This is a genomic window from Staphylococcus sp. NAM3COL9 (assembly GCF_001431205.1).
Classification (GTDB): Bacteria; Bacillota; Bacilli; order Staphylococcales; family Staphylococcaceae; genus Staphylococcus.
This window is the reverse complement of sequence record NZ_LGPC01000011.1, coordinates 348174-366382: the sequence shown is the minus strand read 5'-3', so window position 1 is coordinate 366382 and position 18209 is coordinate 348174. Positions and strand designations below refer to the sequence as shown.

General features: G+C 31.3%; 21 protein-coding genes. 19 read left to right on the top strand and 2 right to left on the bottom strand.

Features of this window, described 5'->3' with window-relative positions; genetic code table 11:
- Positions 1-231 precede the first annotated feature (231 nt).
- The 3 genes from ACA31_RS04680 to ACA31_RS04670 all read left to right on the top strand — a co-directional run bounded on the left by ACA31_RS04680 (position 232) and on the right by ACA31_RS04670 (position 5537).
- The gene (locus ACA31_RS04680) at positions 232-867 is read left to right on the top strand and encodes an SDR family oxidoreductase (RefSeq protein WP_057512208.1); all 636 of its coding nucleotides are present in this window, start codon (positions 232-234) and stop codon (positions 865-867) included.
- Between the two features lie 327 nt (positions 868-1194).
- Positions 1195-4635: a dynamin family protein gene (locus ACA31_RS04675; protein WP_057512207.1), complete on the top strand. Its 3441-nt coding sequence runs from the start codon at positions 1195-1197 to the stop codon at positions 4633-4635.
- A 20-nt stretch (positions 4636-4655) separates the two neighbouring features.
- Positions 4656-5537 (top strand): 5'-3' exonuclease, encoded by an 882-nt coding sequence (locus ACA31_RS04670; RefSeq protein ID WP_057512206.1) that lies wholly within the window; start codon positions 4656-4658, stop codon positions 5535-5537.
- 61 nt (positions 5538-5598) lie between these two features.
- Here the strand turns inward: ACA31_RS04670 and ACA31_RS04665 are convergent, their stop codons facing one another.
- Positions 5599-6006, bottom strand: coding sequence for a ribonuclease HI family protein (locus ACA31_RS04665; RefSeq protein ID WP_057512205.1), 408 nt, complete (start codon positions 6004-6006; stop codon positions 5599-5601).
- A 165-nt stretch (positions 6007-6171) separates the two neighbouring features.
- On the opposite strand from ACA31_RS04665, the gene ACA31_RS04660 reads away from it, so the two are divergent.
- Complete coding sequence (locus ACA31_RS04660) at positions 6172-6753, top strand: RBBP9/YdeN family alpha/beta hydrolase (RefSeq protein ID WP_057512204.1); 582 nt, start codon at positions 6172-6174, stop codon at positions 6751-6753.
- Between the two features lie 16 nt (positions 6754-6769).
- On the opposite strand, the gene ACA31_RS04655 is transcribed toward ACA31_RS04660, so the two are convergent.
- On the bottom strand, positions 6770-7474 hold the full coding sequence (locus ACA31_RS04655) for a queuosine precursor transporter (RefSeq protein WP_057512203.1): 705 nt from the start codon (positions 7472-7474) through the stop codon (positions 6770-6772).
- A 240-nt stretch (positions 7475-7714) separates the two neighbouring features.
- Between ACA31_RS04655 and ACA31_RS04650 the strand changes: the two genes are divergently transcribed.
- The 15 genes from ACA31_RS04650 (at position 7715) to ACA31_RS04580 (ending at position 18149) form a co-directional block, all read left to right on the top strand.
- Positions 7715-7909, top strand: coding sequence for a zinc-finger domain-containing protein (locus tag ACA31_RS04650; protein ID WP_057512202.1), 195 nt, complete (start codon positions 7715-7717; stop codon positions 7907-7909).
- A gap of 15 nt (positions 7910-7924) precedes the next feature.
- The gene (locus tag ACA31_RS04645) at positions 7925-8182 is read left to right on the top strand and encodes a NifU N-terminal domain-containing protein (RefSeq protein WP_057512201.1); all 258 of its coding nucleotides are present in this window, start codon (positions 7925-7927) and stop codon (positions 8180-8182) included.
- 21 nt (positions 8183-8203) lie between these two features.
- Entirely contained in the window at positions 8204-9319 is a 1116-nt protein-coding gene (locus ACA31_RS04640) for a conserved virulence factor C family protein (RefSeq protein ID WP_057512200.1), read from the top strand.
- Positions 9320-9353: 34 nt separating this feature from the next.
- Positions 9354-9788, top strand: a complete 435-nt coding sequence (brxA, locus tag ACA31_RS04635) for a bacilliredoxin BrxA (protein WP_057512199.1) — start codon at positions 9354-9356, stop codon at positions 9786-9788.
- Between the two features lie 282 nt (positions 9789-10070).
- Complete coding sequence (locus tag ACA31_RS04630) at positions 10071-11027, top strand: thymidylate synthase (protein ID WP_057512198.1); 957 nt, start codon at positions 10071-10073, stop codon at positions 11025-11027.
- Between the two features lie 89 nt (positions 11028-11116).
- Positions 11117-11602, top strand: coding sequence for a dihydrofolate reductase (locus ACA31_RS04625; protein WP_057512197.1), 486 nt, complete (start codon positions 11117-11119; stop codon positions 11600-11602).
- A gap of 9 nt (positions 11603-11611) precedes the next feature.
- Entirely contained in the window at positions 11612-12451 is an 840-nt protein-coding gene (locus ACA31_RS04620) for a DegV family protein (RefSeq protein ID WP_057512196.1), read from the top strand.
- A 134-nt stretch (positions 12452-12585) separates the two neighbouring features.
- Positions 12586-13113: a peptide-methionine (S)-S-oxide reductase MsrA gene (gene msrA / locus ACA31_RS04615; RefSeq protein WP_057512195.1), complete on the top strand. Its 528-nt coding sequence runs from the start codon at positions 12586-12588 to the stop codon at positions 13111-13113.
- Entirely contained in the window at positions 13106-13534 is a 429-nt protein-coding gene (gene msrB / locus ACA31_RS04610; protein WP_046465336.1) for a peptide-methionine (R)-S-oxide reductase MsrB, read from the top strand. Before msrA ends, msrB begins: the two co-directional genes overlap by 8 nt.
- Positions 13535-13548: 14 nt before the next feature.
- On the top strand, positions 13549-14049 hold the full coding sequence (locus ACA31_RS04605) for a PTS sugar transporter subunit IIA (protein ID WP_057512194.1): 501 nt from the start codon (positions 13549-13551) through the stop codon (positions 14047-14049).
- Positions 14049-14270, top strand: a complete 222-nt coding sequence (locus ACA31_RS04600) for a YozE family protein (RefSeq protein WP_057512193.1) — start codon at positions 14049-14051, stop codon at positions 14268-14270. The genes ACA31_RS04605 and ACA31_RS04600 overlap by 1 nt, the downstream gene beginning before the upstream one ends.
- A 154-nt stretch (positions 14271-14424) precedes the next feature.
- On the top strand, positions 14425-15903 hold the full coding sequence (locus tag ACA31_RS04595; RefSeq protein WP_057512192.1) for a S41 family peptidase: 1479 nt from the start codon (positions 14425-14427) through the stop codon (positions 15901-15903).
- Positions 15904-15924: 21 nt separating this feature from the next.
- The gene (locus ACA31_RS04590; RefSeq protein ID WP_057512191.1) at positions 15925-16434 is read left to right on the top strand and encodes a GNAT family N-acetyltransferase; all 510 of its coding nucleotides are present in this window, start codon (positions 15925-15927) and stop codon (positions 16432-16434) included.
- Between the two features lie 10 nt (positions 16435-16444).
- Positions 16445-17518, top strand: coding sequence for an undecaprenyldiphospho-muramoylpentapeptide beta-N-acetylglucosaminyltransferase (locus ACA31_RS04585; RefSeq protein WP_057512190.1), 1074 nt, complete (start codon positions 16445-16447; stop codon positions 17516-17518).
- A 16-nt stretch (positions 17519-17534) separates the two neighbouring features.
- Positions 17535-18149, top strand: coding sequence for a phosphatase PAP2 family protein (locus ACA31_RS04580; protein ID WP_057512189.1), 615 nt, complete (start codon positions 17535-17537; stop codon positions 18147-18149).
- Positions 18150-18209 lie beyond the last annotated feature (60 nt).

The window sequence follows — 18209 nt, the reverse complement described above, 5'->3', positions numbered from 1 at the left end:
ATGGTCCATATTGCCAATACAGTTACGGTGGTTAAACATAAATACATTATAGTAATCGAATATGTTTTAAGTTTAATATGAGTATAAAGAGGTTAACTATAGTACTGTGAGTATAAACTGATTATATGTAACAATCGTATTTCAGACTTTGGAGATGAAAAGAGACGTAAAAAAGATTTTTTAGTATATAGCAACATGGTTGGAACGATAAAATGATATTGGAGTGATTGGATGACAAGAGTATTAATTCTAGGGGCAAATGGTGCAATTTCTAAAGCAGCTATTAATTCTTTTTTAGAAAACACATCCTATACCTTAAGATTATTTTTAAGAGATGCGAATAGATTACCTGACTTTGCATCAGATAGAATTCGTGTGCGAGAAGGTGACGCTACTGACTTTAATGATGTTAATAGTGCAATGGACGATGTAGATATCGTCATAGCTTCTTTATCAGGTGACCTTGATAAAGAAGCAACGACTATTGTAAAAGCAATGCAAACAAATGACGTGAAACGTTTAATCTTCGTAACTTCTTTAGGTATATATAATGAGGTGCCAGGAGATTTTGGGAAATGGGTTCAACAACAAATAGGTGATAGACTACCTGTATATAAAGAAGCAGCTGACATTATTGAAAATTCAGGGCTAGACTATACTATTTTCAGACCAGCATGGTTGACACATACAAACGAGATTGATTATGAAATTACTCAAAAAAGCGAGTCATTTAAAGGTACAGAAGTATCTAGAAAAAGTATAGCCGCTGTCATTGTTAAAATCGCTAAAGACCCAAGCCTTTATTTAAAAGAAAACATTGGTATCAATAAGCCAAATACAGATTATAGTAAACCTAAAGGAAGTTAATAATAAGTGAGTATATATAAATGCTGTAAGTAAAATAATAGACAGATTATCAATACAAAAGCATATATAGATTAGTTCATTATAAACTATCTTATACTGTTGTCATTCCAATTTTATTTGGAGTGACTTTTTTATTACGCTCGTTTTATATCTTAACAACATTTTTCAATAATCAGTTTAAGTCATCAGATTACACTATGTGCATAATATAATTTACATTTATACGTGACTAAAAGAAATTTAATTTCACTTACTACCTTTAGCCAAACAATAATTTATTATACAATAAGATTAATTACATACAAGTAATCAAAGGGGATACATATAATGTCTAATACTGAGCAACTCGATATTTTATATAAACTAAAAAAAGAAGTTGAAAAATCAAATAATGGACGACTTGTCCACATCATCAATCAAGTTATTAAAAAGGTATACTTAGAACAATACACTGCAACTTTTGTAGGTCACTTTTCAGCAGGTAAATCTACATTAATTAATTTACTCTTAGAAGAAAGTATTTTGCCAAGTTCACCTGTACCAACAACAAGTAATACAGCTATTGTTTCTGTGACAGATGAGCCAGGAATTATTGCAAACTTGAGTAATCAACAATATACATTATTAAATAATTACGATGAAGTTAAACAAATGAATCGTGAAAACATAGATGTAGAATCTGTTGAAATTAAATTTCCATCAGACAAATTTAAAAAAGGTTTCACGTTACAAGATACACCTGGTGTAGACTCTAATGTTGCAACACATCAATCAAGCACAGAGGAGTTTATGTATACGAGTAATGTACTTTTTTATACAGTAGATTATAACCACGTGCAGTCAGCTTTAAATTTCCAATTTATGAAACAATTAAATGCAGCAAGTGTTCCCGTGGTATTTGTAATTAATCAAATAGATAAACATAGCGAAGAAGAAATTACTTTCGAGACATTTAAAAATCGCGTAGAGAAATCAATCGATGAGTGGGAAATTGAATTAGATCAAATATTTTATGTTTCAAAATATGATCATGAATATAATCAAATTGACGCGCTTTCTAATTATTTGATTGAAAAAGATACCCATAGAGAATCTATCGAGGATTACGTGGAACGAATTGTTAAATTTATTACTGATGAACAATTATCTTATGTTCAATATGAAATTCAAGATATTTTAGAACAACTTGATATTTTCGAAGCGGATTTTGATCAAGCTTATCTCAATTTCCAACAAAATCAAGAGGTCAGTGAAGAAGCCAAGTTATTAAATAACCCTGAGGAATTACATGACTTTTTAAAGCAAAAACGTAAAGACATTTTAGATAATGCATATATCATGACGCATGATACTAGAGAAAAAATTAAAATTTATTTAGAAAGCCGTACGAAAGACTTTAAAGTCGGCGGTTTATTTAATAAAAAACAAAAAACATTCGAAGAACAGCAAAAGAGACTGGCAGCAGTTGTTGAACAACTCCAAGATAAAATTAATCAAGAAGTCAGACAACCATTAAGAGAAGATATGTCATTTTTAACACGATTTATAAATTCTTCAGAGGTAAATGATGACATTCTTAATCAGCATTATACAATACCCCCAGAACTCATAACTGATTTGTATCAAATGCAAATAACCATTAGTAATCAATATGTTTTAACATTCGCAGATGATTTGATGGCTTCACTCAAAAAATTCATTGCAAAAGAATCTGACCCATTATTTAAAAAAGCTATTAACCATTCACAAGCAAATGATATTGGTACAGAACAAGAAGACGATTATAATGATTATGGAAGATTTATGGAAATGCGTAATTTGAGAGAGTCTCTGGAAACACAAAACTATATGCATTACTACATACATATGGATGATTCCTTAGATAAATTAATAGATAGAACAGAAATCAAATACACAGCGCAAGACAATAATGATACTGTGAGAATAAGTAAAAGAAATACAGTTGCAACACATTACGATAATCAAGATAATACACAAACAATCAAAAATGCACTTGAATTAATTCAAGATATACCTTTATTCGAACAAACGAAACAAGACATTGAAGATACGTTAACTCGATTAGAAAATAAAGTTGTGAAAATAGGGGTCTTTGGCACATTTAGTGCAGGTAAGAGTAGTTTGATTAATGCACTATTAGGCGGTTCACACTTAGTCAGTTCACCTAATCCAACCACTGCAGCAATGACTGAATTAACTTATGGACATGAAAGTCAGATTACACTTAAATCATCTGAGCAACTTTTAGATGAGTTAAATCAAGTTTTCGAAATTGAAAATAAAACTTTTGATAGTATTGATACGTTTTTAAGTAAAAATACAGATAAAATCAAAGCAACTTTGGAAAAAAATAAATTAGCTTTTGTGAACGCAGTTGAAAAACATTACAGTATGTATAAACATATGTTAGAAAAAGGGCAAACACACACTATTTTGCAAGATGACATTAAAAAGTGGAGTGCAGAAGATGAGTATGCAACGTTTGTAAATACAGTACATTTTAAACTACCAATAGAATGGTTAAAAGATAAAATCATCGTTGATTCTTTAGGTTTACATTCTAACAATCAACGTCATACGAACGAAACCGAAAAAATATTGACATCTTCAGATTTAATCTTATATGTTAGTTATTTTAATCATTCGTTTACAAATAATGACAAACGCTTTATTGAACATATGAAAAAAATGAATCAGTTAAATGAAAATCAAGCTTTCAAAATGATTATAAATGCGACCGACTTAGCTGAAACTGACGAAGATTTAAATGCTGTGATAGAATATGTTGGTGATGCTTTAACTCAAGTCAACATGGATTCAGACATTTTTGCTGTTTCTAGTAGAGAGGCGCTTAAGTCTAGCGATAAAGGTATCGATAAACTACAGGAGAGTATTCAACATTTCACTCAAGTTGAATCTAAATATATACTTCAACAACAATTGTTAAAACAACTCGCACATATTTCTGAAGCATTTGAGCAAATGATTGAAGAAACAATGAACAATAAAGCTCAAATTGAACAACGTAAACAAAAACTAAAAAATTATGAACAGTCAACAGTGTTAAGTTATAATATATTGCAAACTGCAGAACAACGTGCTTCAAACGAAGTAGAGGACCAAATCTATCATTTAAATGAACGCTTGAAATTACAATTACAAGATGAAGTCAAATCTATTTATAATGGACAAATGACAAAAAACAGTAATTTCAACGAAGAAAAACGACTATCTACGAAAATTTATTTAGATCAAATTCATCAACGCCTTTACTTGGAGCAGTCCTTACTTGTTGAACGTGTCAAAAAATATTTCCACGAACAATTGCATAATGAAATTGCACCATTGAAACAAAAACTTGAACAATTGCACGTATTTATTGAACCAGAATTTGATAAAAATAATATTGAATTAGATGAACCTTATTTAAAAGTTGAGCTAAGTCTTATGATTGATGCATTACCTAAGGGACTTTCTAAAAAGAATATCCTACAATCTAAAACACAAGGTGAATTACAAGAACAAATCACACAAGAAACAATCAAATTGCTTGCTCCTTGTATTGCCGATCTTAGAAAAGCCCTCAATGAAATCGTCTTAGTTATGGACGAAAATGCTGAGACAAAATTCAAACAATTTGAAAGTGATATTCATCGTCAAATCAAAGAATTATTATCATTTGAAATCGATGATGCATTAATTCAACAATTGCAAGAAACGAACGCAAAATTAAAAGAGTTATTGTAAATAAGAAAGAGGTACACAAAATGTCTAATAAAATATTACTGATAGATGGCATGGCTTTATTATTCCGCCATTTTTATGCTACAAGTCTTCACAAACAATTTATGCGCAATTCTTCGGGTACTCCTACAAATGGTATACAAGGATTTGTGCGTCACGTGTTTAGTGCAATCAATGACATACAGCCAACACATGTAGCTGTATGTTGGGATATGGGGAAATCCACTTTCAGAAATGATATGTTTGACGGATATAAACAAAATAGACCAGCGCCACCTGAAGAACTTATTCCTCAATTTGATTATGTGAAAGAGGTCTCCAATCAATTTGGTTTTGTTAATATTGGCGTTCAGAACTATGAAGCTGATGATGTTATTGGAACGCTAGCACATCAATATTCTGACGAAAATCAAATTTATGTAGTAACTGGTGATAAAGATATACTACAATGTATCAATCCCAATGTAGAAATTTGGTTAACTAAAAAAGGATTCAGCATTTATAATCGCTATACACTTGATAGATTTCAAAGTGAATATGGTCTGAATCCTCTACAACTCATTGATGTAAAAGCATTTATGGGGGATAGTGCAGATGGTTATCCTGGCGTAAAAGGCATAGGAGAAAAAACGGCAATTAAACTTATTCAAAATTATGGTTCTGTAGACTCTGTCGTTGATGCAATAGATGAATTAACACCTGGCCAACAGAATAAAATAAATAATAATATGCAAAACTTAAAGGTTTCCAAGTCTTTAGCTAAAATTCATACTGAAGTACCTTTAGATACAACAACGTTATTACAAGATATGAAATTTGGTGCAGATATCACTAAGATATTAAATATCTGTAACGAACATGAGCTCTATGTTTCAGGAAAATACTTGTCTACGCATTTCAGTTAAACTTACAAATAAAAGTGGTTATTAGCAATCCATCTGGAAAGCTAGCAACCACTTTTTTATATTATTTGCCTTTTTTATATTGAGTAATTTTATATAGCGCATTTTTAGCATGGTGATTGGCTTCCTTATTTTGATTTCTAGGAATCCATCTTACAAAAAGTAAATCAAACTGTTGTTCTAATTTTAACATTTCACTGTAATAAGGTTTAAATTTATTATTTTTTACGCGTCCCTTATTCAAACTATCTTCTATTAATTTTGAGTCTGTATAAACTATCGCCGTCGTCACTTCGTGTTTCACAGCACTTTCTAAAGCAAACACCAACGAGGCCCATTCAGCACTATGATTATCCATTATACCCAAACTAGCATCATACTGAATCCGTTCATTATCTGTTACTATGACAACTGCACAAGCACTTTCACCTGGATTACCGGCAGTAGCCGCATCAAAATATATTTTAGCCATAAATTCACCTACATTATTTAAGTTAATCTAATCTTATCAAAACTATTTCTTTTATACTATATATACGCTAATCATATCAGTTGGAAATTCAATATATTTTTCGTATCCTATATATATTGAATTTATACTTAATTAGTCGGAATTGATCAAGAAAGGTCTGATACTTTGAAAAATATGTTTATTATACATGGTTACCAAGCACATACTGATAGTCATTGGTTTCAATGGTTAGCTGCTAAAATGAAATCTTCTGATTATGAAGTTGAAGTTATACATTTACCAGATTCAAATGATCCAGATATAAATCAATGGTATACAGCATTACACAATAGTATGGCAGATAAATTAAATCCCGAAACGATTATTGTCGCTCATAGCCTTGGGGTAGTATCTGTGCTTAATTATTTATCTCAGCTTTCTCAATGCCCACATATAAAAGGTCTATTTTTAATTTCGGGCTTTATTGAAACATTAGAGAATTTACCAGAATTAGATTGTTATATCAATCAAACTAATGTTCAGCTTAATCGCATTAATGTTCAACATATTATCACTATCGGTAGTAATCATGACCCTGTTGTTGATATTAGCGCAACAGATCGCTTGTCTAAAGCTTTAGGAACTCAAACAATTCATATTCCTCACCAAGGACATTTTCTAGCTAGCGACGGTTATGAAACATTTAAATTTTTAAGAGAGCAAATTACTATTGTTTTAAATCAAAAAAACTCTGAAATCGGTATATAACCAATTTCAGAGTTTTTTAGTAACCTTCATCTAATTTCTGTATTTTACCTTTTCGATACATAGATTTCGCCCAATAACCGAACGGCACGTTAAATATTGTAGAAATAATTTTTAACAAGTAAGTTGTTATAAAAATTTCAAATACTGCTTCATTTGGCATTGTGCCTAAAAACGCAATAGCTACGAATAATGCTGTATCTATAATATTACTGATTATCGTACTTCCATACGTCCTAATAATAAATGTTCTATCTGAACTGAATACCTTTTTAATCAATGAAAATAACAGTACATCTAAATGCTGTCCAATGATATATGCTATAACAGAACCTAATGCAATTCTAGGCACAAGATTAAATATTGTATCTAATGCACCTTGAGTAGTGTCCACGGAAGATGGGTTGAAGTGTAACGATAGTTGCATGACAATAATCATGACTAACGTTGAACTAAAACCTAACCAAACCGCACGCTTTGCAATTTTCCTACCATATATCTCATTCAAAATGTCAGTAGCTAAATATATCGATGCAAACATTACATTACCTAACGTTGCAGAAATAGTAAAAATATCTACTGTTTTTATTACTTGTATATTAGCGATAATTGTACCAATTGCAATCCATGCAATTAATCCTTGTTTTCCAAAAAGACGATACATTGCGACTAATAATAAAAATGTGATTAAAAACGTTAACACACCAAAAAATTCATTAAACAATTTAAATTCCTCCTAAATTTTGATGATGCGGGTGTTTAGAAACCGCATATTTAACAACTGAATTATCTTATCAGATAAATTAAAAATTGCAAGTATACTTTAAAAATTAATACACTTTATTTCTACATTAATCTTAATTGCAAATTTAATATTAAACAATCGTAGTTACAAATGATATAATACCTTCAAGCATCAAATCTTAATATAATTAAATACTTTTATTTACAGAAACACAGGAGAGTGAAGATTATTCTAACTTATTCTGAAAAAGAAGCAATTGATGCGATAGATCATTTAATGAGTACATACTGCAAAGATTGCTTGCTTAAAAACCATATCAGAAAGACTGAAGGAAAAACACAAGCACATCACTTTTGTATAAATGAGTGTTCAATTGGAAAACAAATCAAACAAATAGGAAATGAGTTACAATAATAAGGAGGATTTATAATGGAAATTTTAAATGTAGAAGCAACCCCAAATCCAAGTACAATGAAATTTGTATATAGCTTAGAAGGTGGTGACACAAAACCCAATACGTATACTAAAATAAAAGAGGGACAACCTCATTTTATTAATGCAGTATTAGAAGTAGAGGGCGTTAAATCTATATTCCAAGCTATGGATTTTATTTCAGTGGATAAAAAAGCTGATGTTGAGTGGGATGATGTATTGCCGAATATATTAGCCACGTTAGAAAGAATATAAATATAACAAGGAGGTTCCTTGATGAAAATTGTTCGCGTTGAACCTACACCAAGTCCAAATACAATGAAAATTGTATTGAGTGAGAAAAGAGAAGATAATAAATCAAATACGTATACTGCAGTTGCAGAGGGACAACCTCATTTTATTAATGCAGTATTAGAAGTAGAGGGCGTTAAGTCTATATTCTATGTTATGGACTTTTTAGCAGTAGATAAAAAGCCGAAATTTGATTGGGAAGATGTTTTACCTAACGTAACTGCAACGTTAAATGACGACCAAGAAGAAATAAGTGATCCTCTACCAGATGAACACTATGGAGAGGTTAAGGCTGAAATATTAAAATTTAAAGGGATTCCTTATCAAATTAAACTTACTACAACCTCTGAAGAAAAACGCAAACAATTACCAGAAATTTATATAGATAGCATGCTAGCAGCACAAAAAGATAATGATAATATCGTCTTTCTTCGTAAATGGGATGATTTAGGTGTGCGCTACGGTGATTTAGACGAGATTATGTCTGAAGTATTTGAAGAAACCACTGCTATTTATCCTGAAGAACGATTAAAAATACTTGTGCAAGAAGCATTAGCTACAGATATTGTTGTTCCAGAAAAACAATATCATCATGTTTCTCTGGAAACTTATCAAGCTACTGATAACTGGAAAGAACGATTAAGAATGTTAAAATCCTTTCCAACACCAACAGTTCAAGATTTTCCACTATTAGGGGAAGCAGTGAGTGATGAGCAAAAAATACCCTTGAGACGTGAAGCAATTGTGCTACTTGGAATGGTTGAAGATAAAGCTGTACTACCTTATCTGTTTAAAGGCTTAAATGACAAAAGTCCTGCAGTTAGACGTACATCAGGAGATTGTTTAAGCGATTTAGGTTTTAAACAAGCGTTGCCAGAAATGGAAAAAGCGTTAAACGACCCGCAAAAAATTGTAAGATGGAGAGCTGCAATGTTTATCTTTGACGAAGGTGGCCCTGAACAACTCGAATCATTAAGAGCACATGCAGATGATTCTGCATACGAAGTAAAACTGCAAATAGAAATGGCTATTTCTAGAATAGAAAATGGCGATGAAGCTTTAGGATCCGTTTGGAAACAAATTGCTAACAGAAACAAGTGATTTCAAGAAAAAATGAATTTTAGGAGTGTTATCAATGAATGCATATGAAGCTTATATGAATGAATTATCTACACAAATGCGTAGTGAATTAACAGAACATGATTTTGAAAGTTTAGAATCTGCTGAAGCAGTTTCTAATTATATGAATAATGTCGCAGAAGAAGACACAACTTTTGTAGTTATTAACTCTACATGTGGTTGCGCAGCTGGGTTAGCAAGACCTGCAGCAGTAACTGTAGTTGAACAAAATGATAAAAAACCTAGTAATAAAGTCACAGTTTTTGCAGGACAAGACAAGGATGCTACTGATGAGATGAGATCACTAATTCAGCAAGTACCATCAAGTCCATCATACGCTTTATTTCAAGGTCAAGAATTAAAACATTTTATTCCACGTGAACATATTGAAGGCAGAGATATTCAAGATATTTGTATGGATATCAAAGATGCTTTCGATGAATATTGCTAATTACTTAATTTAATATAATCTGTTATTTTATATTAAATGATAATAGTAATTGAAACTAGATAAGTGTTTCTCTAAACCAACTTAGTATATCTAAATTATTATTTAAGATGTGCTAAGTTGGTTTTTTTAAATTTATAAAGTATACATTTTAAACGTTTTCAACGAAATAATGTATACTCTATATAATGTGAATTATTTTTTACACAATTAATAGTAAACACTTTTAATCGTCAGTAATTTCCAATAAGATAAATATAAATAATAGAAAGGAGTGTGATTGTTATGCTCAATAATTTTGACCAATCATATCACAATCTATGCGAAGAAATTTTAGACATCGGTAAACAAAAAAATGATCGCACAAATACAGGCACAATTTCAAAATTCGGACATCAGTTAAGGTTTGATCTTTTGAAAGGATTTCCTTTATTAACAACTAAGAAAGTATCCTTTAAATTAATTGCAACAGAGTTACTTTGGTTTATTAAGGGTGATACGAACATTAAATATTTACTCCAATATAATAACAATATTTGGAATGAATGGGCGTTTGAGAATTATGTGAAATCAACAGATTTTAAAGGACCAGATATGACCAATTTTGGACATAGAGCTCAAACAGATGAATCTTTTAGTAAAATATATAAGGAAGAAATGCAAAAGTTCAAACAACAAATTTTAAATGATGATGCATTTGCCAAAAAATTTGGGGACTTAGGAAATGTGTATGGTAAACAATGGCGCGACTGGGAAGATAAAGATGGTAACCATTTTGATCAACTTAAAAATGTTATAGAACAAATCAAAAATAATCCCAATTCTCGACGTCATATTGTATCAGCTTGGAATCCAACTGAAATAGATACCATGGCATTGCCACCATGTCATACAATGTTTCAATTCTATGTACAAGAGGGTAAATTAAGCTGTCAGCTTTATCAAAGAAGTGCAGATATATTTCTAGGTGTGCCTTTTAATATTGCTAGTTATAGTTTGTTAACACATTTAATTGCTAAAGAATGCGAACTAGAGGTTGGAGAATTTGTGCATACATTTGGTGATGCACACATTTACGCTAATCATATTGACGCTATAGAAACACAATTATCACGTGATGGTTTTGAACCACCTCAATTAAAAATTAACAGTGATGCTTCTATTTTCGATATCAATTACGAGGATTTGGAAATTATAGGTTATGACTCTCATCCAGCAATAAAAGCACCGATAGCAGTGTAATCTACAAATGATAAAAATTGATTAAATCATATAAATTATTAAAAAATTCAAGTTAACAGCTTACTATATTAGCATTAAGGAGGAAAAATATGACACTATCAATACTTGTGGCGCATGATCAACAACGTGTTATCGGCGTAGATAACAACTTACCATGGCATTTACCAAATGACCTTAAGCACGTTAAAAAATTAAGTACTAACAATACCCTTGTTATGGGGCGTGCAACATTCGATTCTATAGGAAAACCACTTCCTAACAGACGAAACGTTGTATTAACTAGAAATAAATCTTTTCAACACGAGGGCGTTGATGTAATTCATTCCATGGAGGATATATTTGATTTACCTGGACATGTTTTCATATTTGGTGGCCAATCATTATTTGAAGAAATGATTGATAAAGTTGACGATATGTATATCACTGTAATTGAAGATAAATTTGATGGGGATACATTTTTCCCACCTTATACATTTGAAGATTGGGAAGTCGAATCATCAGTTAAAGGGGAATTAGATGAAAAAAATACAATTCCTCATACTTTTTTACATTTAATACGTAAGAAAAATTCATAGGAGGACATTATGATTAAAAAGAAAATCGTAACCGATTCAACTTCAGACTTATCAAATGACTATTTAGTTGAAAATAATATCCATGTTATACCACTTAACTTAACAATTGATGGAAAATCATATGTAGATCAAGTCGATATCACTTCTGAAGCATATATACAAAAAATTCAGGATGATGCAGATGTTAAAACAAGTCAACCAGCTATTGGCAAATTCATTGAGATGTATGATGAATTAGGCGCTGATGGTTCTGAAATCATTAGTATTCATATCACTTCTGGATTAAGTGGTACTTATCAAACTGCATTGCAGGCCAGTCAAATTACTGATAGCAATGTAACGGTTATAGACTCTAAATCAATTTCTTTTGGTTTAGGTTATCAAATTCAGCACGTTGTAGATTGGAATAATGAAGGTATTGCAACTGAAAAAATGGTTGAAAAATTGAATGAATTACAAAAAAACATTAAGCTTTATGTCGTTATAGGCCAACTTAATCAACTTATTAAGGGCGGCCGTATTAGTAAAACAAAAGGTTTAATTGGGAATATGATGAAAATTAAACCAGTTGGTACACTTGTTGATGGGAAACTTGAAATGTTACACAATTCACGTACGCAAAATGCAAGTGTTCAATTTTTAAAGAAAGAAATAAGTCACTTTATAGGTGATAAAAATATAAAATCTATTGGTATTGCTCATGCCAATGTCATCGAATTTGTAGATAAGGTTAAAAAACAATTTTCTGAAGAATTTAATTTCAATCATTTTGATACAAATGTAACAACACCTGTTATCTCAACACATACAGGTCAAGGCGCAATCGGATTAATTGTTTTGAAATCTTAATATAATTTTGCCCCATATACGTTGTTACTATTATTAAGAAAATTTACAGCCTTTATATTATTTATAAACAATTTGATAGCATATCTCTTAAAATAATGGTAACTTTATGACAAAATAGATATAGGAGGTATATTATGGCTTATGCGACATTAGCTGGTGGTTGTTTCTGGTGTTTAGTTAAACCTTTTACTGCTTATCCAGGCATCGAAAATGTTATTTCTGGTTATAGTGGTGGCCGTTTGGATAGTCCTACTTATGAAAGTGTAAGTACGAATCAAACTGGTCATGTAGAAGCCGTACAAATCACATATAACTCTGAAATCACTTCCTTCGAAAATATTTTAGATGTTTATTTCAAAACATTTGATCCAACTGATAATGGTGGCCAATTTTTTGATCGTGGTGAACATTACGAGCCAGTTATTTTTTATCACAATGAAGAACAAAAAAAAGCTGCAGAAGCAAAAATACAACAATTAAATGAACAGGCTATTTTTAATAATCCTGTAATTACACCCATTAAACCGTATAAAAACTTTTATCCTGCTGAATCTCAACACCAAGATTATTATAAGAAAAATCCATTGCATTATGAGCAATATCAACGCGGATCAGGACGTAAAGCATTTATAGAAAAACATTGGGGGAAACAAAATGATTAAAAAAAGCAAAGATAGTTTAAACGAAATGGAATACTTAGTTACTCAAGAAAATGGAACAGAACCTCCATTCCAAAATGAGTACTGGAACCATTATGAAAAAGGCATTTATGTCGATAAAATTTCAGGAAAACCTTTATTCACCTCAGAAGAAAAATTTGAATCAGATTGTGGTTGGCCTAGTTTTTCTAAAGCTCTGGATGATGAAGAAGTTGTTGAACTTGTAGATAAAACTTTTGGCATGGTGCGTACAGAAGTACGCTCAGATGATGCAAACAGTCATCTAGGTCATGTATTTAATGATGGACCGAAAGAAAGTGGCGGTTTAAGATATTGCATTAATTCCGCAGCAGTTCAATTTATTCCTTTCGAAAAGCTTGAAGAATTAGGCTATGAAGACTTAATATCACATTTTGAAAAATAAGGAGCGAACAAGATATGTTTAAAAAATTATTCGGCAAAGGTAAAGAAGTTAATAAGGATAGCGTTATTTATGCGCCAATTACAGGGGAATTTGTGAAAATTGAAGATATTCCAGATCCAGTTTTCGCACAAAAAATGATGGGCGAAGGTTTTGGTGTAAATCCAACAGAAGGCGAAGTCGTATCTCCAATCGATGGTAAAGTAGATAATGTATTTCCAACTAAACATGCTATCGGCTTAAAAGCTGACAATGGTTTAGAATTACTCGTCCATATCGGTTTAGACACAGTTCAATTGGATGGTAAGGGATTTGAAGTTTTAGTTGAAAGTGGAGATACAGTAAGCGTTGGAGATTCATTATTACGTTTCGACTTAGATTATATTAAAGAAAATGCGAAATCTGTAATATCACCAATCATTATCACAAATTCTGATAATACATCAGCGCTTAATGTTGCAGATGTAAACGCTATTACTAAAGGCGAAACAAAAATCGTTGATGTGACAATGAACTAATGAAAGATCATTCATTTTATCAATTTGTGCTAACAGTAAGAGGTCGTAAAAGTGAAAAAGGTGACTTAGCAGAAGAAATTTTTGATGATTTATCTTTTCCAAGACAAGAGAAAGATTTTCATATTATATCTGATTATATAGAGACACAAGGCAATTATCCCATTTCAATGGCTGTGTTCGATGATTTATATGAAGAATATACAGAATGGCTAAAATTTTGAATCACTTAATATTTGTGTATATAGATTCAAATATATTAAAATATTATAGTGTCACATAAGTAGCTGGGATTAATCGAATATGGTTCAATCCTAGCTTTTTTATTTTAGTTGAACTTTAATAGGAATTTTTACATATGTAGTAGGAAGTGATTAAATGTCAGATCATAAAGACTTTCATGAGGAAAATAATAACAACAATAATAACGATAATAATCACCAAAATAAATCTAAATTCTTAAATTTCAAACGTAGCCATTTTATTTTTTTAATAATAGCTACTGTGATTATCACAGCACTCATTGCAGTATTTGCAACAATTGGCGTTAGTAATTGGAAAAGCGGATTAAATAGTAATCAACGAACAGAAATGCAAAAGGTGCAAAAAGTTTATAAAACTTTAAATAATGAATATTATAAAGAAACAAATTCCGAAAAATTATCTGAAGCTGCTATTGATGGCATGGTAAAAGAGTTAGATGACCCATATTCTGACTATATGACTAAAAAAGAAACGAAATCTTTTAATGAAGATGTTTCTGGAGACTTTGTAGGCATCGGAGCAGAAATGCAAAAAAAAGGAAATAAAATTGAAATCACAAGTCCAATGAAAGGTTCACCAGCTGAAAAAGCAGGTATACAACCGAAAGACGTTGTGACTAAAGTTAATGGTAAATCTATCAAAGGGCAACCATTAGAAGCAATTGTAAATAAAGTGCGTGGTAAAAAAGGATCGAATGTAACTTTAACAATTAAAAGAGCTAATCAAGCGCACGATATTATAATTAAGCGTGATAAAATACATGTAAAAAGCGTTGAATATGAAAAACAAAACAACATAGGTGTCTTTACTATCAACAAATTCCAAGATAGTACTGCAGGAGAACTAAAATCTGCAATTATTAAAGCACATAAAGATGGCGTCCGTAAAATTGTTTTAGACTTACGTAATAACCCAGGTGGTCTATTAGATGAAGCGATTAAAATGGCTAATATTTTTATAGATAAAGGTGAAACTGTCGTACAACTTCAAAAAGGCGAGCACAAAGAAGCAATTAAAGCTTCTAATGACGCTTCAAAAGAAGCTAAGGACATGGAAGTATCAATTCTTGTTAATAAAGGATCTGCAAGTGCTTCTGAGGTATTTACAGGGGCTATGAAAGACTATGATAAGGCCAAGGTTTATGGTTCTAAAACTTTTGGTAAAGGAATCGTTCAAACAACAAATGAATTCGATGATGGTTCATTATTAAAATTCACCAATATGAAATGGCTAACACCAAATTCGCATTACATTCATGGTAAGGGAATTAAGCCGGATGTAAAAATTAGTGAACCAAAATATCAAACATTAAATGTTATACCTAATGATAAAACCTATGCGTTTGGTGATAGCGATAAAAATGTTAAAACAATGAAGATAGGATTATCTGCTTTAGGCTATAAAGTAAATAATAACTCTAATGAATTTGATAATGCTTTGCAATCTGCTATTGAATCATTCCAAAAAGAAAATACTTTAGAAGTAAATGGCACATTCGACAAAAAAACAAATGAAAAGTTCACCCAAGAGCTTGTCAATAAAGCAAATAAAGAGGACACTGTTTTACAAAAACTTCTTAAAAAATTAAATTAACTATAGAGAGGTACTATTTCTATGATTAGAATTGCCAATAAAAATGATTTATCAAGTATACTAAAAATTGTAAAAGAAGCTAAAGCAATCATGAAAAAAGATAATAATAATCAATGGGATGAACATTATCCTTTGGAACAGCATTTCAAAGAAGACATACAAAAAGGAACACTCTATGTACTAGAAGAAAATTCTATAATTTATGCTTTTATAGTTGTCGACCAACAACAATCAGAGTGGTATGATGAATTAGAATGGCCAATTGACAGAAGTGGTGCATATGTAATCCACAGACTTGCTGGATCAGCAGCATATAAAGGTGCTGCCACTCAGTTGTTTGACTTTGTCGTTAACCTTGCACTTGACCATAATATTCATGTTATGGTGACAGACACATATGCATTAAACAAACGTGCCCAAGGTCTGTTTAATAAATTTGGCTTTAATAAAGTAGGCGAGGCAGAAATTGATTATCCTCCTTTTAATAAAGGGAAACCATTTTTTGCCTATTATAAAAAATTAGAAGAATAGAGGTTATAATATGACGAAAATCGCATTTACTGGGGGAGGCACTGTTGGACATGTCTCAGTCAATTTAAGTTTAATACCCACTGCCTTGGAAGAAGGTTATGAAACCTTTTATATTGGTTCAAAAAAAGGTATTGAACGCGAGATGATTGAATCTCAATTATCTGAAATCAAATATCATTCGATTTCTAGTGGTAAATTAAGACGTTATATTTCTTGGGACAATTTAAAAGACGTCTTCAAAGTACTAAAAGGTATATTAGATGCAAGAAAAGTATTAAAGAAAGAGAAACCTGACTTATTATTTTCAAAAGGTGGTTTTGTATCTGTACCAGTAGTAATAGCTGCAAAATCTTTGAAAATTCCAACAATAATTCATGAATCAGATTTAACACCTGGCTTAGCTAATAAGATTTCACTCAAATTTTCTAAAAAAATCTACACTACTTTTGACGATACATTGCAGTATCTCCCTAAAGATAAAGCAGATTTCGTCGGTGCAACAGTACGTGAAGATCTGAAAACTGGAGATAAAAGCAGGGGTTATCAACTTACTAAATTCATTAAGGATAAAAAAGTTCTGCTCGTTATGGGCGGGAGTCTAGGCAGTAAAAAATTAAATGAAATCATACGACACAATTTAGACGCACTTAATGAAAACTATCAAGTTGTACATTTAACTGGTAAAGGATTGTTAGAAAAACAATATTCCAATAAAAAGGATTATATTCAATTTGAATTTGTGAAAGATGATTTAACAGACCTTTTAGCAATTACTGATACGGTTATTAGTCGTGCTGGCTCAAACGCGATTTATGAATTTTTAGCACTTAGAATTCCTATGTTATTAATTCCACTTGGTCGAGATCAGTCACGTGGTGATCAAATTGATAATGCTAAGAATTTTGAAGCTAAAGGTTTTGGTAAAACATTACCAGAAGATACGTTAACTGAAACACAATTAATCACACAGCTCAATGAAATTGAAGCGAATCGTGAATCGATAGTTAAACAAATGCAAACATATAAAGAAAGCTATACGCGTCAAGATTTATTCAATAAAATTATTAGTGACGCGCTAAACTAATGGGGGGGCATATGCAATGAGTCGATGGAAACGAATATCATTACTAATCATTTTCACTTTAATATTTGGCATCATTGCATTCTTTCATGAATCTAGATTAGGAAAATGGATTGATAATGAAGTATACGAATTTATCTATTCTTCTGAAAGTTTTATTACGACTACCTTCTTCTTAGGCGTAACTAAGATTGGTGAAGTATGGGCAATGGTCTGCTTATCACTATTATTAATAGCTTATTTAATGCTAAAACGATTAAATATTGAGGCTTTATTTTTTGCTATCGCAATGAGTTTATCAGGCACTTTAAATCCTTTGCTAAAAAACCTCTTTGATAGAGAACGCCCAACTTTACTAAGACTCATTGATATTTCTGGATTTAGTTTCCCAAGTGGTCATGCTATGGGCTCTGCCACATTATTTGGTAGTACAATGTATATCGCTAATCGAGTGCTACAAGGCAAATCCAGAGCATTTATGATAGGATTATCTGCATTATTTGTCATTTTAATATCATCTTCTCGTGTATACCTTGGTGTACACTATCCAACTGATATCATTGCTGGTGTTATTGGTGGAGCATTTTGTGTGGTATTACCAACGCTTATTTTAAGACATAAACTACAAGTTTAGTATTTACTGATAATTTATAAACAACAAGCCAGCTAGATATAAGTTGTGTTTAGCTGGCTA